Below are 23,834 nucleotides of genomic sequence, written 5' to 3'. Positions count from 1 at the left end.
GCCAATGTTGCTGGCAACACCCGCAACGGCAAAAGCAAGAAGACCCTCAAAGGCGACTTTGGCGAGTTGCCCATAGAAATTCCTCGCGATCGCCACGGCAGCTTTGAGCCGCAGCTCATCACCAAGCACCAGACCCGCTGGGCTGGCTTTGATGAAAAAATCCTGTCCCTGTACGCCCGAGGCATGACGGTACGCGAGATCCAGGGCCATCTGCAAGAGATGTACGGGGCCGAGGTGTCACCCACCCTGATCTCCTCCGTCACAGATGCCGTCATGGACGATGCCAAGGCCTGGCAGGCCCGCCCACTGGATGCGCTGTACCCCATCGCCCGTCTGGACTGCATCCACGTCAAAACCCGGGATGCCGGCGCTGTGCGTGCCAAGGCGGTGTACCTGGCACTGGGCATCAACATGGACGGTGAGAAAGAACTGCTGGGCCTGTGGATCGCCCAGACTGAGGGCGCCAAGTTCTGGCTGCAGGTGGTGACTGAACTCAAGAACCGGGGCGTGCAGGATATCTTCATTGCCTGCGTGGATGGTTTGAAGGGATTCCCGGAGGCTATCGAGGCGGTGTACCCCAAAGCCGCAGTCCAACTGTGCCTGGTGCACATGGTGCGCCACAGCCTGAACTACGTCAGCTGGAAGTTGCGCAAGGTGATCGCCGCTGATCTGAAAACCATCTACGCGGCTGCCACTGTCGATGAGGCGCAGATACGGCTGCAGGAGTTTGATGACAAGTGGGGTGCAGACTACCCCACTATCGTGAAGTCTTGGCGCAGCAACTGGGCACGCATCACGCCGTTCTTTGATTACCCGCCGGAGATACGGCGCATCATTTACACGACCAACGCTATTGAGTCGGTGAACATGAGTCTGCGAAAGATCACCAAGAACCGGGGCTCGTTTCCCAGTGACGACGCCCTGCTGAAATTGTTCTACCTAGCCTTGGCCAACATAGCCAAGAAATGGACGATGCCGCTCAGAGACTGGAAGGCTGCATTGACCCGGTTTACTATCCAGTTTGAGGAGAGAATGCCCAAGACTTAACACTCGCCCCGTTTACACAAAATTCGGGACACCCTCCGATTCACGTAGTTGATATCGCAGTACGGCGGTTGTGCCAAAAGATTGACGACCCGCTCCCAGTGAAGCTGCTGCACACGGTTTGAGGCATGGGCTACATCATGGAGACGCGGGAATAGACGATGCTATTGCGCCGCTTAAGGCTTCGTTGCACACCTGAAGCGCTTGCAAGTTTCGCGATCCCCGGCACTGTTGATACGATTTGAATCCCGCGTGTAGCCGGTCCGCGCCGTTGTGCGCCACTTCGATGGCATAGCCGCTTTCAGTCAGGCCCAGGCGAAGGCAGGCTGCTCGTTCCGATGTCTTTCGCCCTCTTGTCGTAACTGCCAAACACTGATGATCCATTCCTATGGGGGTACGCATGCACTATGTATCACTTTTCGAACGTAATAGTGCGCATCAGCACCGTTCTTCATAAAGTAATTTTCGTGGTGCGCTCGCGTTGAGGCACTACTAACTTCTACCTTGGAGACACTCGCAATGAAAAAATCCCTATTTGCTTTGGCTATGCTGGCTGCTGCCGGCGTGGCTTCGGCCCAGTCTTCCGTGACCCTGTTCGGTGTCGTTGACGCAAATCTCCAGCACACCTCCGGCTCTGGCTCTCCCAGCAAGACCCAGCTCACCCAGGGTGGCCACAGCTTCAGCCGTGTGGGCTTCCGCGGCACGGAAGACCTCGGCGGCGGTATGTCGGCCAGTTTCTGGCTGGAAGCTGGTTTCCAGCTCGACAATGGTGCTGGCTTCCTGACCAGCACGAACAACCAAGGCTTCAATGGCAGTGGCAACACCGGTGGTGGTGGCCTGACCTTCAACCGCCGTTCGACGGTCAGCCTGTCCAGCGGCTTGGGGGAACTGCGACTGGGCCGTGACTTGACGCTTCAGACCGTTCCGCTCTACTTCTTCGATCCGTTCCTCCTCGTCGGCTCGGGCGGCAGCGAGGCCTATAACGGTCAGATTCGCTTCACCGGCGCGACTGCTGTCCGCGCTTCCAACAGCATCAGTTATATCCTGCCAGGCAAGCTGGGCGGCTTCTACGGCCAGTTCCAGCACTACCTCGGCGAGAATAACCAAACCGGCGCTGCGACCGAAGACGACGGCACAGGCACCGGTATCAAGTTAGGCTGGGCTAACGGCCCGATCGACGTGGCTGTGGTAACCTCGCGCACCGAGTTCGCTACCACTGCTACCGCTGGCGACATCAGGTCCAGCATTCTGGGCGCTTCTTACGACTTCGGCGTAGCCAAGGCGATGGCTACGGTGACGCATGAACGTGTTGACTCTATTACCTCCGCGACCGGCAAGGGCGCATTGATCGGTGCTGTCGTTCCGGTGGGTGCTGGCCGGATCAATGTCTCGTATTCCCGCTACGAGACTGACAGGGCTGGTACACCAGAGTCCAAGAAATTCGCACTGGGTTATGTGTACAACCTGTCCAAGCGTACGCTTCTGTACACCACGGTTGGTCGCGTGACCAACAGCGGTGGTGCTAACAGTTCCCCGGACATTTCGAGCGGTGTTGTCACCGCAGCGAACGCGCGTTCGACCGGCTACGACTTCGGTATCAAGCACTCCTTCTGATGGACGGCTGGCCTTGTGCCAGCCTCACTCAAGAGAGTTCAAAAGCCGCCTTCGGGCGGCTTTTTTATGGGGATGCAGATGCGTACTGCTCAATGGAAAAGCTGATGAAAAAGCACTGCCGGGAGCGATGGTTGGGCGCAGGGGCGTAAGCCGACACGGCGTAATTCCTATTCGCAATAGAAAATGTAATAATAAGGCCTTGATTTCAAGGAGACATCATGGCCAGACCTGCAAGCGGACGCGAGCACCTACAGGCAGCGCATGCATTACTCAAATCAGCCAAAACAGCCGATGAACTACGCCTGGCGCAATCCGTGATATTGCCCCTGGAGTTGAATTTCAGTATGGAGCAAACGGCAGCCGTCATAGGCCGCTCGGTTGCGGCCACCTGTAACATGCGCACCCGCTTTAGCCGAGTGGCCAGCGGGGCTGAGCCCGCACCGCGCAAGAAGCAAGAACTACGCAACAGAGCCCATGCCCAGCTGCAGCGCGAAGCAGACATTCTGGATGAAGTCCTCAGCAGTGCAGCCACAGGTGGCATCGTCGTAGTTCCTCGGCTCAAACCGGCCATTGAAGCCAAGCTGGGCAAAACCATCGCACTGTCAGGGGTGTACCGCATGCTGGCGCGCCACGGCAGGCGCAAACTGGCACCCGACACCCAGCACCCAGCACCCAGCACCCAGCACCCCAAAGACGATCCGCAAAAGCGTGAGGACTGGGAAAAAAACTCCCCAGCGACCTGGGTCAAATCGTAAGCACCTTTGCCCAAGTGCAGCCGGTGCGCCTGATGTTCCAGGACGAGGCGCGCTTTGGGCGTATCAGCGACACCTGCTACTGCTGGGCTAAAAAGCCCATGCGTCCGATGGTCAAGGCCATGCTCACGCACCAGTACACCTATGCCTATGGTGCGGTATCCCCGGCAGACGGCTGCTTTGACTCTTTGGTATTGCCCAGTGTGAACAGCAAGTGCATGCAGTACTTCATTGACGAGATGGCCAAGCGCTACCCCCAGGAGAACATCGTCATGGTGGTGGATGGGGCGGGCTGACATCAAGCAGCATTCAAACTGCCGTGCAATTTGAGGCTGCATTTCTTACCGCCCTATTCACCGGAATTGAACCCGCAGGAGCATATCTGGGATGAACTGCGTGAGAAGTTCTTTCACAACCAGGTCTTTGATCGTCTGGATGCGCTGGAAGAGCAGCTCGTTAAAGGACTTCAAGAGCTCGAATCTGACCACGACAGAGTGAAATCAATATCCAATTGGCCTTGGATTATGGATTTCGCTTCTAATGCGAATGAGAATAAGGCGGCAGTTTCAGCAGATAAATGTTGGCAGTTGCTTTCCTATCACGCTGTTCAGATTCGTCGAACCACTTCTGGCTGCTCGTTCCGATGTTTTTCGCCCTCTTGTCGTAACCGCGAAACACTGATGATCCATTTCTATGGGGGTACGCATGCACTACCCATCACTTTGCGAAAGCAGTAGTGCGCATCAGCACCGTTTTTCATAAAGTAGCTTACGTGGTGCGCTCGCATTGAGGCACTGCTAACTTCTACCTTGGAGAAACTCTCAATGAAAAAATCCCTAGTTGCTTTGGCTATTCTGGCTGCTGCCGGCGTGGCTTCGGCTCAGTCTTCCGTGACCATGTTTGGTATTGTGACCATAGGCCTCCAGCACGGCACCGGCGACGGCGTTGGCTCTTCCGACAAGAGCGGTATCAACAGCGGTGGCGATGTCACCAGCCGTCTGGGCTTCCGTGGCACGGAAGATCTCGGCGGTGGCATGTCGGCCGGTTTCTGGCTCGAAGGCCAGCTCAACGTTGACAACGGTTCTGGCGCACCGACCGGCACCAACAACCAAGTTGGTGGTATTACCGGTGGTGGTGGCTTGACCTTCAACCGCCGTTCGACGGTCAGCCTGGCAAGCAAGAGCTTGGGTGAAGTGCGTCTGGGCCGTGACTACCGCGTCGAGTCGGTGAACAATTCCGCGTTTGATCCGTTCACCGTCCAGGGCGCGGGCGGCAGCGAAGGGCCCGATGGACAGGCAAATCGTTTCTTGCCGGGTGGTGGCACGGCGCTCCGCGTTTCGAACAGCGTCAGTTATTTCCTGCCCAAGCTGGGCGGCTTTTATGGCCAGTTCCAACATTCTCTGGGTGAGAACGCCAATAACGTCGGAGTGACCGAAGACGACGGCGACCACACCGGCATTCGCTTGGGCTGGGCTAACGGCCCGATCAACGTGGCTGTGTCAACCGGCAAGACCGACTTCGCCAGAAGTGCTACCACTGGCGATGTCACGTTATCCAATGTGGCCGGCTCGTATGACTTCGGCTTTGCTAAGTTGGCGGCTGTGTTCAATCATGACAAATTTGACCAGGCAGTCGAACTGACCGGCAAAGGCCTACTGATTGGAGCCACTGTTCCGATGGGCGCTGGCGAGATCCGTGCCGCGTATTCACGCTACGAGATTACTGGCAATGGTCTTTCACCGGAGATCAAGAAAGTCTCTCTGGGTTATAGGCATCACCTGTCCAAGCGTACGGCGCTGTACGCCACTGTTGGTCACTTGAAAAACAGCGGCGGTTCTAGTAGGGCCCTGCTCGGTGCCACGACTGGCGTGAACGAAAATTCGACCGGCTCCGAATTCGGTATCACGCACCGCTTCTAATGGACAGCTGGCCTTGTGTCAGCCTCACTTAAAAGAGTTTGAAAAGTCGCCTTCTGGCGGCTTTTTTTATGCAGATGACTCCGATACAAAAATAGTTGTCACGAAAGCGAGCTTGAGTACGTCTAACTCTTTGACAGCACAAAGCGAACGGTCGCCAGTGCTGCCACTGTTTGACTTATCTTCAATTACCAAAGGACTCATCATGAAAACCACTCTTGCAACCCTTGTGCTCGCTTTCGCCGCTACCGCTGCCATGGCTGAAACGCCGCAGAGCTTCAAGGACGACTTTACTTCGACGCGGTCCCGTGCCGAGGTCATCAGCGAGGTGCTCAACGCCCGCGCTGACGGGTCACTGGACGTGATCGGCGAGATCGGTGCGGTTTCGGCACCGACGATTCTTTTGGGAAAAACCCGCGACTCGGTTCGTGCGGAAATCCAGGGACTCGCGAAAACCCGGAACGCGCAGCGCGCAAGCTTCAGCGGCTCCTACCTTCCGGGTTAAGCCGGGTGGTTGGGCAAAAGGGTGGTGCGGACCCGGCAAATCGCGGGCCGTACCCGCCGAAACCATTCATCGAGCCGTGGCCTTGCAGCCGGTCGCCCGGCTGCAAGGGCCTGTCGGCGCGCGAGGTCAGGAAAGTCCAGCCCGCATCGATTTAACGTCGTGCGCCGCCGATGGTTTGACGATCTTCAGGGAAATGGTTTCCGGGGGCAGCGTCGCGTGTTAGCTGCAGTTCGTCAGGGTGCCCGTGCCACCAGCGTCTTGTCCTACAGCCGTCTGGGCAACGCTCGCATTACGCGCTACCGCATCGCGCAATAACCTGAAGTGGTGCGGATGCAAAGCGCGCATTTGGCCTTGCGCTACCAGGGACGTTGGCCGCGCTGGCAACAGCCCAGGTGAGACCAGCTTCACCGAGCGATTCGGATCCGCTGTTAACTATTCAAGGAGAAGACATGAAAGACATACCTAAAGGCCTGCTTGCCGGGCTCGTCGCCACCATCGTGCTGTCGTTGCTGATGATCTTGAAGGCAATGATGGGCCTCATGCCGCAACTTGACCTTCCGAAGATGCTCGCGGGGATGATGGGTTCACCCGACATGCCCATCGTTGGCTGGGTCGTACATTTCGCGATCGGCATCGTCGTCTATGGTGTTGCCATCGCCGCGCTCGGCTCCAAGCTGCCGGGATCGAGCCGCGTCGGACACGGGGTCATGCTCGGCATCACCGGCTGGGTGATCATGATGGTGGCGTTGATGCCGATGGCCGGCGCCGGACTGTTCGGGATGAACATGGGCGTGATGGCTCCGATGATGACCCTGGTGCTGCATCTGATTTTTGGCGCCGTTCTTGGCTGGATCTATGGCCGCTCGGCCGCGTCGCAAGGTGTGTCGATTTCTAGGGCGCGCGCTTGATTCGACTCGTTCGACAAGACCTTGCCGAGGGAATTGAGTATGCATGACCGCTTGACCCCACCGCGCGTCCTGCTTTTCGACGTCAACGAGACGCTGCTGGACATCGAGCCACTGCAAAAAGCAGTCGCCGACGTCCTGCTGGGCGACGACGCGGCGAAGCTGTGGTTCACGACGATGCTGCAATATTCACTCGTCATGACCGTTAGCAATCAGTACGCGTCGTTCGGCGACATTGGTGCAGCAGTCCTTCAGATGCTCGCCCGAAATCGCGACATCGTGCTGAAGGTGGAAGACGCAAAGCAGGTTCTGAGCGTGATTCGCACGCCACCGCCACACCCCGACGTCAGGCCCGCGCTCGACCGGCTGAAAACGCGTGGTATCCGCCTCGCGACTCTCACGAACTCTTCTCAGGAAGTCGTCGAGGCGCAGATGAGGCATGCCAGTCTCGACGGCCACTTCGAGCGAATGTTGAGCGTGGAGCGACCGCACCATTTCAAACCCCATCGGGCCGTTTACGACTGGGCCGCTGGCGAAATGGGTGTCGCGCCAGGCGAGTGCATGCTCGTGGCAGCCCACGGCTGGGACGTTGCCGGTGCAAAATGGGCGGGCCTTCGGGCAGCTTTCATCGCACGTGCAGGCCAGCAGATGTTCCCACTGGCCGACACGCCCGAGATTGACGCGGTCGATCTGCTCGGCTTCTCCGAAAAATTATTCCCCGCTCCAGTCCGCCCTCAGGGATGATCGCGAAGAGCGCCGGGTCAGCGTATGGCCGTCCCGTTTAATGAGACGAGCGCGGATCGAAGATGTACAAGACGGGGAGTTGAACGCGGACGCCGCCTGGTTCTACGCCGATCCCAAATCCGAAGCCGAGATAAGCAAGGACCGGTTTGCGCCCTGGAAGGGCGTGAAGGTTGAAACATAAGGAGCATCACATGAGTAAGGGTAAGCCCGTCATTGAGTTCGACGTTGCCGTGATCGGCGCCGGCCAAGCCGGCCCCACACTTGCCATGACGCTCGCCGGGCGCGGTGAGAAGGTTGCCCTGATTGAAGGGGGGCTGGTCGGCGGCTCGTGCGTCAATCACGGTTGCACGCCGACCAAGACCCTGCGCAAAAGCGCGCGGGTCGCACATATGGCGCGTCGTGCGGGCGACTTCGGCATCCAGGCTGGGACGGTCAACATCGACTTCGCGGCCGCGATGGCGCGGATGCAGCAGCGGGTCGACGAGTCGCGCGCGGGGCTGGAAAAATTGATCGCCAGGCAGGACGGCTTGAGCTTGCTGCGGGGCTGGGGTGCCTTTGCAGGCCGAGCCGGTGACCGGTTCGAGTTAACCGCTGGTGACCAGGCGATTCGGGCCACACGGGTGTTCCTCAACACCGGCACCCGCGCGTTCATCCCGCCGCTGCCGGGCATCGATGACGTGCCGCACCTGGACAACGTCAGCCTGCTCCAGCTGCGCCAGCGTCCGCGCCATCTGATCATCATCGGCGGCAGTTACATCGGCCTCGAAATGGGGCAGATCTTTTGCCGGCTCGGCAGCCAAGTCACCGTGATCGAGGCCGGCCCGCGCATCACCGGCCGCGAGAACGAGGCGGTGTCGAAGGCCCTCACCGAGATGCTGCAGGTAGAGGGCATCCGCTTTCACACCGGCAACGAGGTCGAGCGGGTGGAGAGGAGTTCCGATGCCGGGATCACCGTGAAGGTGGGTGGCCAACGGGTCGAAGGCTCGCACCTGCTGGTCGCCACCGGGCGCAGCCCGAACACCGAGCGCCTCAACCTGGCTGCGGTCGGGGTCGAGACCGACGAGCGCGGCTTCGTGCCCACCAATGGCAAGCTGGAAACCAATGTGCCGGGCATCTGGGCGGTCGGCGACATCAACAAGCGCGGTGCCTTCACCCACACCAGCTACCAGGACGGCCAGATCGTGCTGGCCAATCTCAAGGGCGGCACACGTTCTGCTGACGGCCGGGTATCGACCTACGCGATGTACACCGATCCGCCGTTGGGCCGGGTCGGCCTGTCGGAGGCGCAGGCTAGAGAGTCCGGCCGCGCCACGCTGGTGGCGAATTTTCAGATGAAGGACGTCAGCCGGGCCAAGGAGGAGAGCGAGACCACGGGCCTGATGCAGATCCTGGTCGACGCGCAAAGCGAAGCGATCGTCGGTGCGTCGCTGCTGGGGTTCGGGTGCGACGAGGTAATCCAGGTGATCAGTAATTTCATGGCCACGGGCGCGCGCTACCAGGTGCTGCGCGATGCCTTGCCGATCCATCCCACGGTTGCTGAATTCCTGCCCTTCCTGCTGGGCAAGGTCGAGCCGCTGTAGGCTTCCCGGCCATCAGACCGTGGCCTGGTCGATCAGAAAGCCGTGATCACGCAATGCACCACCTGCAGTGCGGGCGTCACCGGCGGGCAGCTGGTGTGACCGGCCTGAGCCGGGCTTGTGAAGCCAACGACCTACTTCGCCGGCACTGCCTGGGTGCCCGGAGTGCGGTCCGGGCCGACGGTCGAGGGTGCGATGCCGGTGGCACTCACCGACGACGACTGGGTCTGCAGGGCTGGCACAGGCCCGCTGGGTGGCGCTGCCGTGGTGCCGACACCCGGTTTGCTCCCAGTCCATTTTTCACCGTCTTTTTGTCCATAGCTGGGCTATGGGCATGCAAATCCGGCAAAGACTGTCCTCGCCGGGGCCGATTTTCGCTTTCGACGCCCCAAGTCCGACAGGCTCCTAGCGAATCATGTGCATGGTTTCGATGCTGGCGATCAGGTCTCGATCGGTAGACCGCTGGCGGCCAGGATGCGCGTGATCGCCGCCGTGTTCGCGCCGCTCTTGTCAATGGTGATCTCCTCGGGCGCGCCGCTGCCGATCACGGCCACGCCAGACGGGAGCGCCTGGAACCCCGCCAGCGGCTGAACGTGCGCGATTGCCACATCGCCGCCAGCACACCGCGCCAGCCGAAGGTCGCCGTCACGGCGTGGCGGGCCCGATCGGCGTAGGAGCCCTTCAGGCACCCTGCGCCGTCGCGCCGGGCCAGGGCCAGGTTGACCGCGCTGCCGATCACGCCCAAGTGGGTGAGTGCCTGCGGAAAATTGCCCAGATGCTCCCCCGTAGCGGCGTCCACCTCCTCGGGGAACAGGCCCACGTCGTTGGCGCAGACCAGCAGTCGCTTCAACATGGCCTCGCCCTTGTCGAGGTGGCCGGCGGCAAGTTCGGCGTCGATCAGCCACGCACTGCACACCAGGAAGGCTCCCTCGCCACCCTCCATCCCGTCGTCCCCGTGGTAACGCGCCACGAAGTCGCCTCGCGCGAGATCCTGGTTGACGCGGTCGATGGTCGCCTGCAGGCTGCCGGGCGGCAGAGGAAAGCCTAACATGGGGGCCAGCAGAACTGCCGCATCCGTGCCCCCGTCGTAGGCTTGCTGGAGTGCACCCGTTGACGGGTCCAGCGCCTGGCCGACGATCTGGGTGGCAGCCTCGGAGGCCCGCGCTGCGGTCCACTCACCGCCCAGCAGGCGCGCCGCGCGGTCCAGACCGACCCAAGCCATGAGTTTGCCGTGGACATGGTGGCGCGCCGGGCCCCGCATTTCCCAGATGCCCTGGTCCGGCTCCTGCCAGCGAGATGCCAGAAAGCGCGCCACGGCACCCAGCAGCCGCCGGTACTGCCGATCAAGGCGGCCGCCGAGAGCGTGGTAAAGCATGGCGAGGTCCAGCATCTGCCCATACGCGTCGAGCTGCTGCTGGCGGTACGCCTCGTTGCCGGTGCGCACCGGGGCGCTCTGCCGGTAGCCCTCCAGGTGTTCCTGTGTGGCTTCGTCGGACCTCCGTGCGCCCTCAATGCCGTACAGGGGCATCACCACCGGCAATGAACCGGCGATGGAGCGTTGCAAATATTCATGAAAGCAGCGTGCCTCGCCGCTGTAGCCCAGCACGGCCAGGGCGTACAGCGCAAACGAGGCATCGCGCACCCAGCAAAAGCGGTAGTCCCAGTTGCGCGTGCCGCCGATCTCTTCCGGCAGCGAGGTGGTGGGCGCGGCCACCATCGCGCCGGTGGGGGCATAGGTAAGCATTTTGAGCGTGAGCGCGCTGCGCCGCACGGCATCGGCATAAGGGCCCCGGTACCGGCAATACGTGATCCATTCGGCCCAGAATGCCTCTGTCGCATCGAGGAACTCCTGCACGCGCTGCAGCGGCGACTCCCCCGCCACACAGGTAGCGGCCAGGACCAAATCGCGCCGCTCGCCAGGCGCCAGGTTCCACCGGGCCATCGCCGTGTCGCCATCGGCGGTCCAGGGCACATCGGCAAACAACACGGGCTCGCCGTCGTCTGCCCACACCCCGCCTGCCGCCAGCCGCAAGGTGGCCGGGTGGCGCGCGAAGGCCACAGACGGACGGTAGACCGACTCCATGGCCACGTTCCCCTGCAGGCACTCCACGCGCCGGACTATCCAGCCGGGTGCGTTCAGGTGGACATAGTCGTGCACGCCGGCGTCCAGCGTGCGCCCGACTGGCATGAAGTCGAGCAGCGCCACGCGACCGGTGTCTGTAGTGAACTCGGTGCGCAACAGATTTGTGTCGGCCAGGTACCGCCGCTCGCAGGTGAATGGGTCGCGTGGCTGCACGGTCCAGTGCCCTCCGCAGTCGGCGTCCAGCAGGCGGCAGAACACCGGGTCGGCATCAAAACGGCGCAGCGCAGCCCAGTCGATGCGCCCCCCGCGCCCCACCAACGCGCAGCCGTGGCAATCACCAATCAGGGCGTAGTCGGCAATCGGGGCATAACGCGGCGCTGCAGTGGTGTCCATGCGCAAACAGCTCGTCTATCCGTGGTCCCGGAACGCCGGGTACAGACACATGCCGCCATCGACAAACAAGGTGGTACCAGTGACATAATCGGCCTGGTCGGACGCCAGCCACACAGCCGCATTGGCCACGTCGTCGGGCTGACCGATGCGGCCGTAGGGGATAAGCTCCAGCAGGGCCTTCAAACCGTCTGGGGTGGACCACACCGATTCGTTGATGTCGGTCTGGATGGCGCCGGGCGCGATGCCATTGACCCGGATACCCTCGGCGGCGACTTCCTGGGCCACGGTTTTCATCAATTGCATGGTGCCGCCCTTGGACGCGGCGTAGTTGACGTGACCGGACCACGGAATCTGCTCGTGTACCGACCCCATACACACGATCTTGCCGCGCGCCCGTGACGAAGGCGATGCCTTTTGCCGCTGAAAGCACCTGACCGCCTCGCGCACGCACAGGAACTGCCCCGTGAGATTCACATCCAGCACCGCTTGCCATTGCACCAGCGTCATGTCGGTGATGGAGGCATCCTGCTGCATGCCTGCATTGGCCACCAGAATGTCCAGGCGCCCGAAGGAAGAGACGTGCGAGGCGAACATGCGCTCGACGTCCGACTCATCGGACACATCGGCCTGCACGACCTGCGCGTGTCCGCCATCGGCACGAATGGCGTCAACGATGGCCTGCGCCTGGTCACGGCTGTTACGGTAATTGACAGATACGGTCGCGCCTTGCGCGGCCAGGGCCCGCGCAGCCGCCGCGCCGATGCCCGAACTGGCGCCGGTAACGATGGCCGTCTGACCTTGCAGCAGGGGTTCGAAAGGTGTCATGGCGTTGGGTTTCGATTCAGGCAGGGTACACGAGAAAATATGATGAAAAGGAGATGGCCGGGCGCAGAGTGTCCGCGCTCAGGCTCGGCCTCGCACCGGGTAGTCCTTGCGGATCACGAAGTCGATACCGTCCAGCAGGGAGGACAGATCGGGGCGTGCAAACGGCGCGTTGGACACATCCACGATCTGCACGTCACCTTGCGGGTTCAGCACGAACACGCCCGGCTCGGCAAAATTGCGGTCGGTTTCCTCGGCAGACCGGGGCGCCGAGATGTACAGGCCCAGCGCCCGCATGTCCTGCTCGGTCAGGCCGTAGCCAACCGGAAACTTCCAGCCACACTCGTCAACCTGCGCCTGCGCCTTCTCGATCGGATCGGCCGATACGGCGGCCACTGTGATACCCGTGCTGCGGAACCGGTCCAGCAGGTCATTGAGGGTGGTGAGGTAGGACTTGCACAGCGGACAGTGCTTGCCACGGTAGACCACCAGCGCGCGCCAGCCGGCGCCCTCACGGGGATGGACTTCGCCGCCTCCGACAGCATTCCAGCGAAGGTCGGGAAAAGCCTGGCCAGCGGCGATTTTTGTGGGGGTCATGGATGTGTCCTTTCTGAGGGGGAAGTGCACACGCGGCGCTTTGGGCCGCAGTGCTGGTAGCCAGCGCCGCCCTGGGTGCCCAAGGGCATACCGGGTACCGGCAGCGAGCGCAAATCAGCCACTTAAGCGCGGCCACCTAAGCGGCACAAAAACCTTAGCCTACCAAGCGCGCCAGCACATACCAGCAGACACTAGCCCGCTCCCCCGTCGGACAATGACTACGCGCCGCCATAATGAGTGCCAGGCGGCCGAGTCTGCGTGGACCCCAGGACTACTGGGGATCCGGTGTCAGCGCGCCGCCTTGCGCGACATGGCGTTTGAGGTTCTGTCGCAATAGCGCGATGAGGCCGAGCATGGCTGAATGACCGACGCCGATCAGAATGCCAGCGAGTAGAACTGGTTCGCTGCAGACGCGGCTTGGTTTTTGATTCCGCCGAGCTGACCCTTGCGAATCATGTGCACGGTTTCGATGCCGGCGATGTAGCTCAGGCACTTCCATTAGCCTGAGATCTTGACGCAGGGCTGGTCCATTCGCCAGCCCTCGCCACTGCGGGTTACCGACATGGTCCCGGAATGTGGGTTCGGCCAGGAAACAGGTTACGAGTACAAACTACAGCTTGATGGGAAGGTCGAACAGATGTACGGGTCGATCTTGGTCAGAGGAACCTTTCCGACCGATATGACCGTCCTGGAAGGCTGTGGGGTGGATTCCTTGCACGTCACGACATGGCAGAGGGGCCGCCGGGTTTGGCACGGCTACTGCTGCCCTAGGCTACGACGTGGAACCAGCCTGCCTGCCAGAAGTGATCCATTGATGCCTTCCGAGTTCCGCCTCCCACCAATTGTGTGAGCTTGGCCTGCCAAGTCGAAAGGTAGCAACCGCAGCACAGGGGCCGGTCATCCCGGAACTTCACCAGCTGCAAAGGGCCCCAAGTAGCCGGACCGGTGGTCCCACTATTTCGAAAACGTGACCAGCTCCCCCGTGGTGTGGGCATCCGGCCCTCGGGCGGACTGCAGCGTTGCACGCATCGCCGGACGACCCGACCCGCTTGCGTTTTGCGCCTTGCAGTTCATCCCGAATTCGAGAGTCCGCGTACACGGCAAGCTGGTTGGCGCCGCTCTACTTCGGCGCCACAGCGGTACTGCCACGCACGATGAGCTCAAACGGCAGCAGGGACTGCGCGGCAATGGCATTGCCCGCGATTGCCGAAAGCACACTGTTGGCCGTGATGCGGCCAAGATCCTGCGTGGGCAGGTTGATGGTGGTCAGGCCGGGGTTGATCGCTTCGGCGAGTTCGTTGTTGTCGATACCGCAGATCGAGAGCTGACGCGGTACCTTCAGGCCCATGCGTTGTGCTTCGAGTAGGGCGCCGGTGGCGAGCAGGTCATTGCCGCAGAAGATTGCGGTGGGCGGATGGCGCGCCGCCATCAAGGCGCGAAGCCCGGTTCGGCCACCGTTTAGGTTGAACACCTGCTCGGTCAGCAGGCTGGGCAGCAGCTTCAGGCCCGCCTGCTTCAGGGCCTGGCGCACGCCTTCGATACGGCTGCGCGCGCGATCATTGTGTGAGGTGAGCCCGGAGATGACGCCGATGCTTCGATGCCCCAGCGAGAGCAGGTGCTCAGTGGCCATGCGTGCGGCGGCTTCGTTATCGAAGCCGATCGAGGGCAGGCGCGCGTCGCATGACCAGGTCAGCAGGCTGGGCTTGTTCCAGGCCCGAAGCGCCTTCCAGAGGCCGGGCGCGTGGTCGGTACCCACCAGCACCAGCGCGTCCACGCCCCGCTGCTGCAGTACCCGCACCACTTCGAATTCGATCGCCGGATCGTAGTCGTTGCTGGCCACCAGCAGCTGGTAGCCCGCGCGCGCCAGCGTGGTCTGCATGGCTTGGGTGCTTCGCGCGAAGATCGCGTGGTCCAGCGTCGGGATGACGCAGCCTACAGTGTGTGTGCGCCCTGAAGCCAGCGCTCGCGCCGCAGCGTCGGGCTGGTAGTCGAGCTGGCGCACTGCGGACATCACCCGCTCACGCGTGTTGGCGCGTACCATCTCAGGCTTGCTGAGCACACGTGAGACGGTAGCAGTGGACACCCCTGCCGCGCGTGCCACGTCCTCGATGGTGATGCGCTGATTCATGCCTGCCAGCATGCCACAAAGGCCAGCTTGTGCGCTAAGGAATGCAAGCGCTTGCGGTACATGGTTTAGGTGTTTTCCCTTGATTTCATAATAGATGGGGTTTTCGGGATTGACAAATTTGAGCGGGAAAAGCAAAGTTATTGTAAGCGCTTACATAATGATGAGCGCCGTACAAACGAGCGCCGAATGCCCAGGCGAACGCCAGAGACAAAGGATCCGATGTGGCCGTGATACAGCGAACCAGCGCACGCAGAACCGTGGTCGGCCTGACCACGGTGTTGGCGTTGCTGATGCTCTGGTATCTGGCCACCAGCGTCACCGGTTTCATCCATCCCTCGAGATTTCCCCGCCCCGAAGAGGTGTGGGGCGCCTTCAGCTTCATCCAGGCGGAAGGCTATGGCAACGGCAAGCTGCACCAGCACGTGTTCCACAGCCTACAGCTGGTGGCCATGGGTTTCGCCGTAGCTGTCGGCATTGGGGTTCCGCTGGGCCTGCTGATGGGCTACTCGCGCCGCGCTGAGGCGCTGATCAACCCCGCCTTCCTGCTGCTGCGTCCGATCCCCCCGTTGGCCTGGATTCCGCTGGCCATTGTGTGGCTGGGCCTGGACGACGGCTCAAAGATTCTGGTGATCTTCGTGGCGGCCTTCGTGCCGTCGGTGATCAATAGCTACACCGGCGTGCGCAACATCGAGACGCCGATGATGGAGGCCTCGCGCATGCTGGGCATCAAGGGTTGGCGTATGGTGACCGAGGTGCTCGTGCCGGGCAGCCTGCCCATGATTTTCACCGGACTGCGCCTTTCGCTGCAGGCCAGCTGGACCACCTTGGTGGCGGCCGAGCTGATCGGCGCGCTCTACGGCCTGGGCAGCATCCTCAACCAGGCCGCGCAGGACATCTACCCCGCGATGATCATGGTGGCGATGGTATTCGTTGGCATTTGCGGCGCAGCCACCACCTGGCTGCTCGGACAGGTCGAGGCCCGGGCGATGCCTTGGCGCACGGGTCGGGTGGCGGCATGAACGACAAACTTTCCACCTCGCTGTTCTGGCGTCTGACGGCGATCGGCACCGTGGCGTTCTTCGCCTTCTGGTACCTGGCCCGCGTGCTGCACTTTGCACCGCCGCAGTTTCTGCCGATGCCGCACGAGGTCCTGGCCAAGCTTGTCGACCTGTTCTACAACCCGTTTGCTGGCGCCACGCTCGTGGACCACATGCTCTCCAGCCTGGGGCGCTACGCCATGGGCTTTGGACTGGCGGCGCTGATTGGTGTGCCGCTGGGCTTGGCGATGGGCTGGTTCCGCCTGCTGGACGACATCGTCACGCCGCTATTTGACGGGCTGCGCTTCATCGCACCGGTGGCCTGGGTGCCATTTGCCGCGCTGTGGTTCGGCACTGGTATCGGTGGTCCCACGCTGATTATTTTTGCGGGGGCGTTCCCACCCTGCCTGATCAACGCCTACCGCGGCGCGAAAAACGTCGATGTGCATTACCTGGAAGCTGCCAGCATGCTGGGCGTGGGCAGCTTCAAGACCATCACCGAGGTGCTGTTCCCGGCGGCCGTGCCGTCCATCATTGCCGGTCTGCGTATCGGCGCTGGTCTGGGCTGGATGTCGCTGGTGGGCGCTGAGCTGATCGTGGCCAGCAGCGGCATGGGCAACCTGATTGTGCGTGCCCAGAGCGCGATCGCTACCGACACCGTGATGGCCGGCATGATCGCCATCGGCATGGTGGGTGTGGTGATCGACGTGCTGATCCGACGCCTTGAGCGCTGGCTCCTCAAGCATCGCTACGCCTGAACCCGCACAGCTGAATCCGAAAGCAGATCTCCACATGGCCACCATCCAGTTCACAGACGTCACCCGGGTTTTTCAACGCGACGGCAAGAATTTCCTCACGCTCGATGGCATCAATCTCACCGTGCAGGATGAGGAATTTGTGGCCATCGTCGGCCCGTCGGGCTGTGGCAAAACGACCTGCATGCGGATGGCAGCCGGGCTGGAGTTTCCGAGCACCGGCACGGTCAAGGTGAACGACGTGGTGGTGACCGAGCCTGGCCCGGACCGCGCGGTGGTATTTCAGCAGTTTGCGCTGTTTCCCTGGAAATCGGTCCACGAAAACATCGACTTTGGCCTGCGCAGCAAAGGCATTGGCAAGGATGAGCGCGAGAAGCTGATTGCCCACTACATCGACCTGATGAACCTGAAGGGCTACGAGAGCGCCTACCCGCACCAGTTATCGGGCGGTATGCAGCAGCGGGTGGCGATTGCACGCGCCTATGCGCTCAACCCCCAGGTGCTGCTGATGGACGAACCGTTCGGCGCCTTGGATGCACAGACGCGCGTGGTGATGCAGGAAGAGCTGGTCAAGCTCGCACGCAAGAACCCGCGCACCGTGCTCTTCATCACCCATGCGGTAGAAGAGGCGGTTTACCTCGCCGACCGGGTGGTCGTCATGACCAGCCGCCCCGGCAAGATCAAGGAAATTCTTGATGTGAAGTCCGTCCGCGAAGCCGAGGACTGGGACCGCCACAGCAAGATCGAAGACGTGATGGACCTGGAAAGCTTCGTCCATCTGCGTACCCGCATCTGGAAGTCCTTGCGTGAAGAACACGCGGGAACAGATCATTGAACCCCAACCTTAAGGAGACAGCAACATGAAGAAGACCACCCTCGCAACCGCCCTGGGCCTGAGCCTTTTTTTCGGATCCGTCAGCGTGGCGCAGGCCCAGGCGCTCACCCCGATCAAGATCAGCTACCAGCCCTCGCTCTACTGGGCGCTGCCGTTTCACATCGCGACCGAAAAGGGCTGGTGGAAGGACGTGGGTCTGGCGCCAGAGTTCTCCACCTTCCCGGCCGGTGTGCCACAGATCGCGGCGTCGGCTGCTGGCTCCTGGGACGTGGGCGGCACCGGCTCGGTGCCGGCGGTGCTGGGTCATGTGCGCTTCGGCATCAAGACCATCGGCGTGACCAATGACGAGTCGGCTGCCAACGGCCTGGTGGGCAGCGCCAAGGCCGCCGCCGAGTTTTCGAAGGATCCGGCAGGCGCGCTGCGCGGCAAGACTATCACGCTGACCCAGAACTCCACCGCCGACTTTGCGGTCCAGGCCTGCCTGAAGAAGTACGGCCTGAAAAAGTCCGACGTTGTGATGAAGAACATGGGCCAGGCCGAGATCATCTCCGCGCTGTCGTCCAATAACTCCGACCTCGCCGGCATGTGGGCGCCCAACACCTACACCGTGGAAGAGAAGGCCGGCGCCAAGATGCTGTGCAGCGGCAAGGACAGCGGTGCCGTCGTGCCTGGTGCCCTGATCGCGCGCGGTGACTACGCCAAGCAGAACCCGGAGAACGTGGCCAAGTTCCTGGCCGTTTACCTGCGTGCCTGGAGCTGGATGAGCGTGAACCGTCCCGAGGCGATCCGCATGATGAAGGACTTCTACGCCAAGGGCGGCGTGAGCATCAGCGAGGCGGCGATGAACAAGGAATTCGAGACCCGTCCGACCTTCACCTTGGCACAGCAGCTCAAGAACATGCAGCGCACCGGCGGCAGCGCCAACTCCCCGATGGACGGCTGGTTCACCGAGCTCTCAGGCTTCATGCGAGAGACCGGTGCCGTGCAACAGGTGCCGAATGTGGCCGACTTCGTGACCGACGAGTATTTGAAGCTGGTGCAGGCCGACCCCAAGCTGCGTGAGCTCGCCAACTCCACCAAGTAAGCGACAGGGCCAGGCCGCAGAGCTCTCTTGTGGGGTCTGGCCCCCACCCTGTTTCTCGAGCTTTTTGCACGCTGCGCCGTGCACAGAGGCTTCGTTCACCTTGAATTGCGCAGCGCACTACCCACCCAGGAGATCAACGTGGCCATCACGTATCTGAAGAAAGCAGACAAGACGCCCGAGACCGAGACGGCCACCGCCCAACAGGTCGTCAACACCATGCTGGCCGAGATCCAGAAAAGCGGTGAGGCTGCGGTGCGCAAGTATGCGGCAGATCTCGACAAATGGAGCGGCGAGATGATTGTCACCGCAGAGCAGATCGCTGCCAATGCGCGCGAGGTGCCCGAGCAGGTCAAGGCCGACATCGACTTCGCGATCAAGCAGGTCTACGACTTTGCGATCGCGCAGCGGCGCTCGCTGTCCGAATTCCAGGTCGAACTGCACCCGGGCGTCACGGCTGGACAGCGCGTGTTACCGGTCAACGTCGCGGGCTGTTATGCCCCGGCCGGACGCTACGCACACATCGCCAGCGCCTATATGGGAGTTGCCACCGCCAAAGCCGCTGGCGTCAAGACCATCATCGCCTGCTCCGGTCCGTTTCGCGGCGGGCCGATGCATCCCTACCTGCTGTATGCCTTCAACAAGGCCGGGGCCGACATCATCATGACGCTGGGCGGCGTGCAGGCCATCGCTACCATGGCCTACGGCCTGTTCACCGGTAAGCCAGCCGACGTGATTGTGGGCCCAGGCAACAAATTCGTGGCCGAGGCCAAGCGCACCCTGTTCGGCAAGGTCGGTATCGATGTGTTTGCCGGCCCTTCCGAGGTGGGCATCATCGCCGATGAGACGGCCGATCCGGCCATCGTCGCCAGCGACCTGGTGGGTCAGGCCGAGCACGGCCACGAGTCGCCGGCCTGGTTGTTCACCACCAGCAATGCGCTGGCCGAGGAGGTGATGCGCCAGGTCCCGTTGCTGATCGACGCCCTGCCGCCCACGGCGCGCGATGCCGCTGGTGCGGCCTGGCGCGACTATGGCGAAGTGATGCTGTGTGACACCCGCGACGAGGTGGCGGAGATCTCTGACCGCTACGCCAGCGAACACCTGGAGGTGCACGCGGCCGACCTCGACTGGTGGTTCAAGACGCTCACCTGCTACGGCTCTCTGTTCCTCGGAGAAGAGACCACGGTGGCCTACGGCGACAAGGCCAGCGGTCCCAACCACGTGTTACCCACCAAAGGTGCGGCGCGTTATTCGGGTGGCCTGTCGGTACACAAATTCCTGAAGACCTTCACCTGGCAGAAGATGACCCGGGAGGCTGCGCGCGACATCGGACTGGCCACTGCGCGCATCTCGCGCCTGGAAGGCATGGAGGCCCACGCGCGCACGGCCGACGACCGGCTGGCCAAGTACTTCCCAGGCGAGCACTTCGAGCGCGGCGAGCCCGTGAAGGTCTGATCGTGCGCCTGCTCCCAACCATCGAATGGGCTGGAAATCGCCGGTGAGCGCGATCGCCACCCTGTTTGACCTCAGCGGACGAACCGCCCTGGTCACCGGCGGCAGTTCGGGCCTTGGCGAGGCCATGGCGCAGGCGCTGGGGCTCGCGGGTGCGCGCGTCATCCTGATGGCGCGGCGAGCAGACATGCTCGCGGCTTCGGCAGAGCGGCTGCGCGCGCAAGGTATTCGGGCCGATACGGTGGCGTGCGACCTGGCAACCCCCGAGGCGGCGCAGCACGGTGCGCGCCAGGTGCTGGCGCTCGGCGCGGTGAACATCCTGGTCAATGCTGCAGGCGTCAACCTGCGCGAACCGTTTGCCGATGTCACGCCCGCGAGCTGGATAACCCAGATTCACCTGCACCTGAGTGCTCCCTTCTTCCTGACCCAGGCGCTTGCGCCTGCGATGCAGCAGCGTGGCTGGGGCCGCATCATCAACATCGCCAGCCTGCAAAGCCTGCGTGCCTTCCCCAACAGCGCGCCTTACGGCGCCGGCAAAGGTGGCATCGTGCAGCTCACGCGCGCGATCGCTGTGGAGTGGGGGCCGCACGGCATCACCTGCAACGCGATCGGGCCGGGTTTCTTCCCGACCGCACTCACTGCGCCCGTTTTCGATAACAGCGAACTGGCGGCCCGCCACGCGGCGCAGACCTGCCTGGGGCGCAACGGCGCGCTGCAGGATGTGAACGGACTCACCGTCTTTCTCGCGAGCGAGGCCTCCGCCTACGTCACTGGCCAGACCATCATGCTCGATGGCGGCTACACCGCGAAATGAAGCGCAACATGACCACACCGGACCTCGACGCCCTCTGGATGCCTTTCACGCCCAACCGGCAGTTCAAGGCCATGCCGCGCATGGTGGTCTCCGCTGAGGGCATTGCCTACCGCACGGCCGACGGTCGCGAGGTTCTCGACGGTACCTCGGGTCTGTGGTGCGTCGGCGCCGGCCACCGCCACCCGCGCATCGCCGCAGCGATGAAGATCCAGATCGACACGCTGGACTACGCCTCCAGCTTTCAGGTCGGCCACCCGAGCGCGTTTGCGCTCGCCGAACGCATCGCCGACCTCGCGCCCGCCGGCATGGACCGGGTGTTCCTGGTCAACAGCGGTTCCGAGGCTTGCGACACTGCGATGAAGATCGCGCTGGCCTACTGGCAAGCGATGGGGCAGGGCCAGCGCGCGCTGTTCGTGGGACGCGAGCGCGCTTTTCACGGTGTGGGCTTCGGCGGTATCTCGGTTGGCGGCATGACCAACAACCGCCGCGCCTTCGGCAGTGCCATGTTGCGCGCCGACCATTTACGCAGCACCTGGGATCCAGCCACTCAGGCCTTCGTTCGCGGTCAGCCTGCGACTGGCGCCGAGATGGCTGATGAGCTGGAGGCGCGCATCGTCTCGCTGCACGGCGCTTCCAATATCGCCGCCGTGATCGTCGAGCCGGTGGCCGGCTCCACCGGCGTTCTGGTGCCGCCGGTGGGCTACCTGCAGCGCCTGCGCGAGATCTGCAACCGCCATGGTCTGCTGCTGGTGTTCGACGAGGTCATCACCGGGTTTGGCCGTCTGGGCGGCATGTTCGCCGCAGAGGTCTTCGGCGTCGTTCCAGACATGATCCTGTTTGCCAAGACGGTGAGTAATGGGGCGGCGCCGCTGGGCGGCGTGATCGTTCGGCGCAAGATTCACGACGCCATCATGCAAGGGCCAGTGCACCTCGCCGAACTGATGCACGGCTACACCTGCTCGGGCCATCCGCTTGCCTGCGCCGCCGGGCTGGCGATGCTCGATGTGCTGCAGGAGGAAGACCTGATTGGCCGCGCGGCACAGCTCGCGCAGCCGTTTGAAGATGCGGTGCACCAGCTTGCCAGCCTGCCCGGCGTGGTCAGCGTGCGCAATCTGGGTCTTGCGGCGGGTATCGAGCTCGCGGTGGCGGACGGTCAGCCGGGGCGCCACGGTGCGCAGGTGCAGGCTGCGGCGTTTGATCGCGGGCTGCTCACGCGCGCGCCAGGCGACTCCCTGGTGCTGGCGCCGCCATTCGTCTGCACCCCAGACAACATACGGGACATGGTAGATCGGCTCGCAGATGCGATCCAGGCCTGCGCCCGTTCACCGGAGATAGCCGTATGAAGGCCCTGGTTTATACCCAACCGCTGGAAGTCCAGCTGCACGATCGCCCTGAACCCGAGTTGATCGACGGCGAGGTGATCCTGCGGATTGATGCGGTGGGCATCTGCGGCTCCGACATGCATGCTTTCCACGGTCATGACCCTCGCCGCAAACCAGGGCTGGTGCTGGGACATGAGTTCTGCGGCACGGTAGTCCAGAGTGCATCGCCGGCCTACGCCGAAGGCGTGCGCGTTACCGGCAACCCGCTCATCACCTGCGGCAGCTGCGACTACTGTGTGCAGGGCCGCAACAACCTATGCAGTCGCCGCACCATGGTGGGGATGACCCGGCCGGGGGCGTTTGCCCAATACATGTCGATCCCTGCGGCTTCACTGATCGACATTCCGCAGGATATGCCGGCTGTGCATGCCGCGCTTACCGAGCCTGCGGCTACCGCGCTGCACGCCATCAACATGAGCCTCAAGGCCATGGCGCGCCCGCTGCCGGAAAACCGCACCCTGATCATCGGCGGCGGTGCCATCGGCATGCTGGCCGCTCTCCTGCTCAAAACCTACGGTTGCCGGGGTACCGTGCTGGCCGAGGTGAACCCTCTGCGGCGCGAGTCCGCCGAGCAGAACGCCGGCGTGACCACGTACGATCCGCGCGCGAGTCAGCCGCCGGAAAATGAATTCGACTACGTGATCGATGCGGTGGGCAGCAATCTCACCCGTGGCGCAGCGCTAAGCGCGGTCAAGCCTGGCGGCGTGGTCATGCACATCGGGCTGCAGGACTGGGCCAGCGAGATCGACATGCGCAAGCTCACCTTGGCCGAAATCACGCTGATGGGTACCTACACCTACACCACAGCCGATCTGCGCGCCACCGTCAAGCTTCTATACGAGGGTGCTTTCGGCGATCTGTCGTGGGTGCAAAGTGTGCCGCTGAAAGAAGGCGCACGGGCATTTGCTGACCTCGACAGTGGCCGGCTGGCGTCGAGCAAGGTCGTGTTGCTTCCGTGATGGCCAAGCCCTGCGCGTCCGGGTGGCGCATGTCGTTGGCGTGGGCAAGCGGCTGTGGGGCTTTGGCAAGGTGCGCTACCGGGGGCTGCACAAGAACGCGGACATTCACAGCCCTAGCTCTGACCAACATCTTCCTGGCTCGAAAGACGTTGATGGCACAAGTGCATCCATGAGGGTGCAAAGTGAGCGAAGAAATCCGGCAATACGGCTCACAGAGCCGAAAATCCGGTCCAACTCGAGCCGAAAGCGTCTATCGTTGGGCTACACCGAAAAGTGCTGTTTCAAGAACGGATCTTATTCCCCCCCGTGCCAGAATGACTTGCATCACCTCCCTCTCACAATTTAGTGAGGAAAGAGGTCATCATGCAAAAGCGTCAACCATCTTCCAAAGCCACAGTGCAAGCCCTTCATTGTCTTGATCAGACCCTGGACACAACGG

20 protein-coding genes and 4 pseudogenes are annotated in these 23,834 nt (G+C 62.4%); 19 read left to right on the top strand and 5 right to left on the bottom strand.

All coding sequences use genetic code 11. From position 1 onward, the window contains the following. The 10 genes and pseudogenes from ACESMT_RS06235 to ACESMT_RS06190 all read left to right on the top strand — a co-directional run. The coding region (locus tag ACESMT_RS06235; protein ID WP_372825709.1) for an IS256 family transposase at positions 1-1,047 on the top strand (1,047 nt) is incomplete at its 5' end. Positions 1,048-1,088: 41 nt separating this feature from the next. Next, positions 1,089-1,169 (top strand): annotated as a pseudogene (locus ACESMT_RS06230) (DNA-binding response regulator); the annotation flags it as partial. A gap of 394 nt (positions 1,170-1,563) precedes the next feature. Continuing rightward, the gene (locus tag ACESMT_RS06225) at positions 1,564-2,658 is read left to right on the top strand and encodes a porin (RefSeq protein ID WP_372825708.1); all 1,095 of its coding nucleotides are present in this window, start codon (positions 1,564-1,566) and stop codon (positions 2,656-2,658) included. Positions 2,659-2,876: 218 nt separating this feature from the next. Then, the gene (locus ACESMT_RS06220; RefSeq protein WP_372825707.1) at positions 2,877-3,413 is read left to right on the top strand and encodes a winged helix-turn-helix domain-containing protein; all 537 of its coding nucleotides are present in this window, start codon (positions 2,877-2,879) and stop codon (positions 3,411-3,413) included. A gap of 32 nt (positions 3,414-3,445) precedes the next feature. Further along, positions 3,446-4,147: pseudogene (locus tag ACESMT_RS06215) on the top strand (IS630 family transposase). An 87-nt stretch (positions 4,148-4,234) separates the two neighbouring features. Then, positions 4,235-5,329, top strand: a complete 1,095-nt coding sequence (locus ACESMT_RS06210; RefSeq protein WP_372825706.1) for a porin — start codon at positions 4,235-4,237, stop codon at positions 5,327-5,329. 202 nt (positions 5,330-5,531) lie between these two features. Further along, the gene (locus ACESMT_RS06205; RefSeq protein WP_372825705.1) at positions 5,532-5,831 is read left to right on the top strand and encodes a DUF4148 domain-containing protein; all 300 of its coding nucleotides are present in this window, start codon (positions 5,532-5,534) and stop codon (positions 5,829-5,831) included. A 449-nt stretch (positions 5,832-6,280) separates the two neighbouring features. Continuing rightward, positions 6,281-6,739: a DUF6789 family protein gene (locus tag ACESMT_RS06200; RefSeq protein WP_372825704.1), complete on the top strand. Its 459-nt coding sequence runs from the start codon at positions 6,281-6,283 to the stop codon at positions 6,737-6,739. A 39-nt stretch (positions 6,740-6,778) separates the two neighbouring features. Continuing rightward, on the top strand, positions 6,779-7,480 hold the full coding sequence (locus ACESMT_RS06195) for a haloacid dehalogenase type II (RefSeq protein WP_372825703.1): 702 nt from the start codon (positions 6,779-6,781) through the stop codon (positions 7,478-7,480). Between the two features lie 191 nt (positions 7,481-7,671). Further along, a complete protein-coding gene (locus ACESMT_RS06190; RefSeq protein ID WP_372825702.1) occupies positions 7,672-9,060 on the top strand; it encodes a mercuric reductase in 1,389 nt (462 codons plus the stop codon). A gap of 541 nt (positions 9,061-9,601) precedes the next feature. Here the strand turns inward: ACESMT_RS06190 and ACESMT_RS06185 are convergent. The 5 genes and pseudogenes from ACESMT_RS06185 to ACESMT_RS06165 all read right to left on the bottom strand — a co-directional run bounded on the left by ACESMT_RS06185 (position 9,602) and on the right by ACESMT_RS06165 (position 15,080). Then, positions 9,602-11,533 (bottom strand): glycoside hydrolase family 15 protein, encoded by a 1,932-nt coding sequence (locus ACESMT_RS06185; RefSeq protein ID WP_372825701.1) that lies wholly within the window; start codon positions 11,531-11,533, stop codon positions 9,602-9,604. A gap of 15 nt (positions 11,534-11,548) precedes the next feature. Further along, the gene (locus ACESMT_RS06180; protein ID WP_372825700.1) at positions 11,549-12,358 is read right to left on the bottom strand and encodes a glucose 1-dehydrogenase; all 810 of its coding nucleotides are present in this window, start codon (positions 12,356-12,358) and stop codon (positions 11,549-11,551) included. Between the two features lie 78 nt (positions 12,359-12,436). Further along, the gene (locus ACESMT_RS06175) at positions 12,437-12,952 is read right to left on the bottom strand and encodes a redoxin domain-containing protein (protein WP_372825699.1); all 516 of its coding nucleotides are present in this window, start codon (positions 12,950-12,952) and stop codon (positions 12,437-12,439) included. Between the two features lie 375 nt (positions 12,953-13,327). Next, positions 13,328-13,432 (bottom strand): annotated as a pseudogene (locus ACESMT_RS06170) (IS6 family transposase); the annotation flags it as partial. Positions 13,433-14,072: 640 nt separating this feature from the next. Continuing rightward, on the bottom strand, positions 14,073-15,080 hold the full coding sequence (locus ACESMT_RS06165) for a LacI family DNA-binding transcriptional regulator (protein ID WP_372825698.1): 1,008 nt from the start codon (positions 15,078-15,080) through the stop codon (positions 14,073-14,075). 221 nt (positions 15,081-15,301) lie between these two features. On the opposite strand from ACESMT_RS06165, the gene ACESMT_RS06160 reads away from it, so the two are divergent. The 9 genes and pseudogenes from ACESMT_RS06160 to ACESMT_RS06120 all read left to right on the top strand — a co-directional run. Continuing rightward, the gene (locus ACESMT_RS06160) at positions 15,302-16,099 is read left to right on the top strand and encodes an ABC transporter permease (protein WP_372825697.1); all 798 of its coding nucleotides are present in this window, start codon (positions 15,302-15,304) and stop codon (positions 16,097-16,099) included. Beyond that, positions 16,096-16,875, top strand: a complete 780-nt coding sequence (locus tag ACESMT_RS06155; RefSeq protein WP_372825696.1) for an ABC transporter permease — start codon at positions 16,096-16,098, stop codon at positions 16,873-16,875. Before ACESMT_RS06160 ends, ACESMT_RS06155 begins: the two co-directional genes overlap by 4 nt. A gap of 34 nt (positions 16,876-16,909) precedes the next feature. Next, the gene (locus ACESMT_RS06150) at positions 16,910-17,707 is read left to right on the top strand and encodes an ABC transporter ATP-binding protein (RefSeq protein ID WP_372825695.1); all 798 of its coding nucleotides are present in this window, start codon (positions 16,910-16,912) and stop codon (positions 17,705-17,707) included. A 25-nt stretch (positions 17,708-17,732) separates the two neighbouring features. Next, positions 17,733-18,791 (top strand): ABC transporter substrate-binding protein, encoded by a 1,059-nt coding sequence (locus ACESMT_RS06145; RefSeq protein WP_372825694.1) that lies wholly within the window; start codon positions 17,733-17,735, stop codon positions 18,789-18,791. A gap of 138 nt (positions 18,792-18,929) precedes the next feature. Further along, positions 18,930-20,243 carry a histidinol dehydrogenase gene (gene hisD / locus ACESMT_RS06140; RefSeq protein WP_372825693.1) on the top strand — a complete coding sequence of 438 codons (1,314 nt, stop codon included), beginning with the start codon at positions 18,930-18,932 and terminating at the stop codon, positions 20,241-20,243. A gap of 43 nt (positions 20,244-20,286) precedes the next feature. Then, the gene (locus ACESMT_RS06135) at positions 20,287-21,054 is read left to right on the top strand and encodes an SDR family NAD(P)-dependent oxidoreductase (RefSeq protein WP_372825692.1); all 768 of its coding nucleotides are present in this window, start codon (positions 20,287-20,289) and stop codon (positions 21,052-21,054) included. An 8-nt stretch (positions 21,055-21,062) separates the two neighbouring features. Further along, a complete protein-coding gene (locus ACESMT_RS06130) occupies positions 21,063-22,397 on the top strand; it encodes an aspartate aminotransferase family protein (protein ID WP_372825691.1) in 1,335 nt (444 codons plus the stop codon). Next, positions 22,394-23,395, top strand: a complete 1,002-nt coding sequence (locus tag ACESMT_RS06125) for an alcohol dehydrogenase catalytic domain-containing protein (RefSeq protein ID WP_372825690.1) — start codon at positions 22,394-22,396, stop codon at positions 23,393-23,395. Before ACESMT_RS06130 ends, ACESMT_RS06125 begins: the two co-directional genes overlap by 4 nt. 13 nt (positions 23,396-23,408) lie before the next feature. Beyond that, positions 23,409-23,568: pseudogene (locus tag ACESMT_RS06120) on the top strand (IS5/IS1182 family transposase); the annotation flags it as partial. Positions 23,569-23,834: the final 266 nt, after the last annotated feature.

It is taken from the genome of Polaromonas sp. (genome assembly GCF_041689105.1).
In the GTDB taxonomy this organism is placed as follows: domain Bacteria; phylum Pseudomonadota; class Gammaproteobacteria; order Burkholderiales; family Burkholderiaceae_C; genus Polaromonas.
The sequence above is the reverse complement of the archived record's forward strand: the minus strand, read 5'-3'. Positions and strand labels throughout refer to the sequence as shown.

What these genes read in the sequence shown, in the direction of transcription:
- ACESMT_RS06130 (WP_372825691.1), top strand. Translation starts at nt 21,063, where the DNA reads ATGACCACACCGGACCTCGACGCCCTCTGGATGCCTTTCACGCCCAAC.
- ACESMT_RS06180 (WP_372825700.1), bottom strand. Translation starts at nt 12,358, where the DNA reads ATGACACCTTTCGAACCCCTGCTGCAAGGTCAGACGGCCATCGTTACC.
- ACESMT_RS06125 (WP_372825690.1), top strand. Translation starts at nt 22,394, where the DNA reads ATGAAGGCCCTGGTTTATACCCAACCGCTGGAAGTCCAGCTGCACGAT.
- ACESMT_RS06220 (WP_372825707.1), top strand. Translation starts at nt 2,877, where the DNA reads ATGGCCAGACCTGCAAGCGGACGCGAGCACCTACAGGCAGCGCATGCA.
- ACESMT_RS06225 (WP_372825708.1), top strand. Translation starts at nt 1,564, where the DNA reads ATGAAAAAATCCCTATTTGCTTTGGCTATGCTGGCTGCTGCCGGCGTG.
- ACESMT_RS06165 (WP_372825698.1), bottom strand. Translation starts at nt 15,080, where the DNA reads ATGAATCAGCGCATCACCATCGAGGACGTGGCACGCGCGGCAGGGGTG.
- ACESMT_RS06200 (WP_372825704.1), top strand. Translation starts at nt 6,281, where the DNA reads ATGAAAGACATACCTAAAGGCCTGCTTGCCGGGCTCGTCGCCACCATC.
- ACESMT_RS06210 (WP_372825706.1), top strand. Translation starts at nt 4,235, where the DNA reads ATGAAAAAATCCCTAGTTGCTTTGGCTATTCTGGCTGCTGCCGGCGTG.
- ACESMT_RS06155 (WP_372825696.1), top strand. Translation starts at nt 16,096, where the DNA reads ATGAACGACAAACTTTCCACCTCGCTGTTCTGGCGTCTGACGGCGATC.
- ACESMT_RS06145 (WP_372825694.1), top strand. Translation starts at nt 17,733, where the DNA reads ATGAAGAAGACCACCCTCGCAACCGCCCTGGGCCTGAGCCTTTTTTTC.
- ACESMT_RS06185 (WP_372825701.1), bottom strand. Translation starts at nt 11,533, where the DNA reads ATGGACACCACTGCAGCGCCGCGTTATGCCCCGATTGCCGACTACGCC.
- ACESMT_RS06190 (WP_372825702.1), top strand. Translation starts at nt 7,672, where the DNA reads ATGAGTAAGGGTAAGCCCGTCATTGAGTTCGACGTTGCCGTGATCGGC.
- ACESMT_RS06205 (WP_372825705.1), top strand. Translation starts at nt 5,532, where the DNA reads ATGAAAACCACTCTTGCAACCCTTGTGCTCGCTTTCGCCGCTACCGCT.
- ACESMT_RS06195 (WP_372825703.1), top strand. Translation starts at nt 6,779, where the DNA reads ATGCATGACCGCTTGACCCCACCGCGCGTCCTGCTTTTCGACGTCAAC.
- ACESMT_RS06150 (WP_372825695.1), top strand. Translation starts at nt 16,910, where the DNA reads ATGGCCACCATCCAGTTCACAGACGTCACCCGGGTTTTTCAACGCGAC.
- ACESMT_RS06175 (WP_372825699.1), bottom strand. Translation starts at nt 12,952, where the DNA reads ATGACCCCCACAAAAATCGCCGCTGGCCAGGCTTTTCCCGACCTTCGC.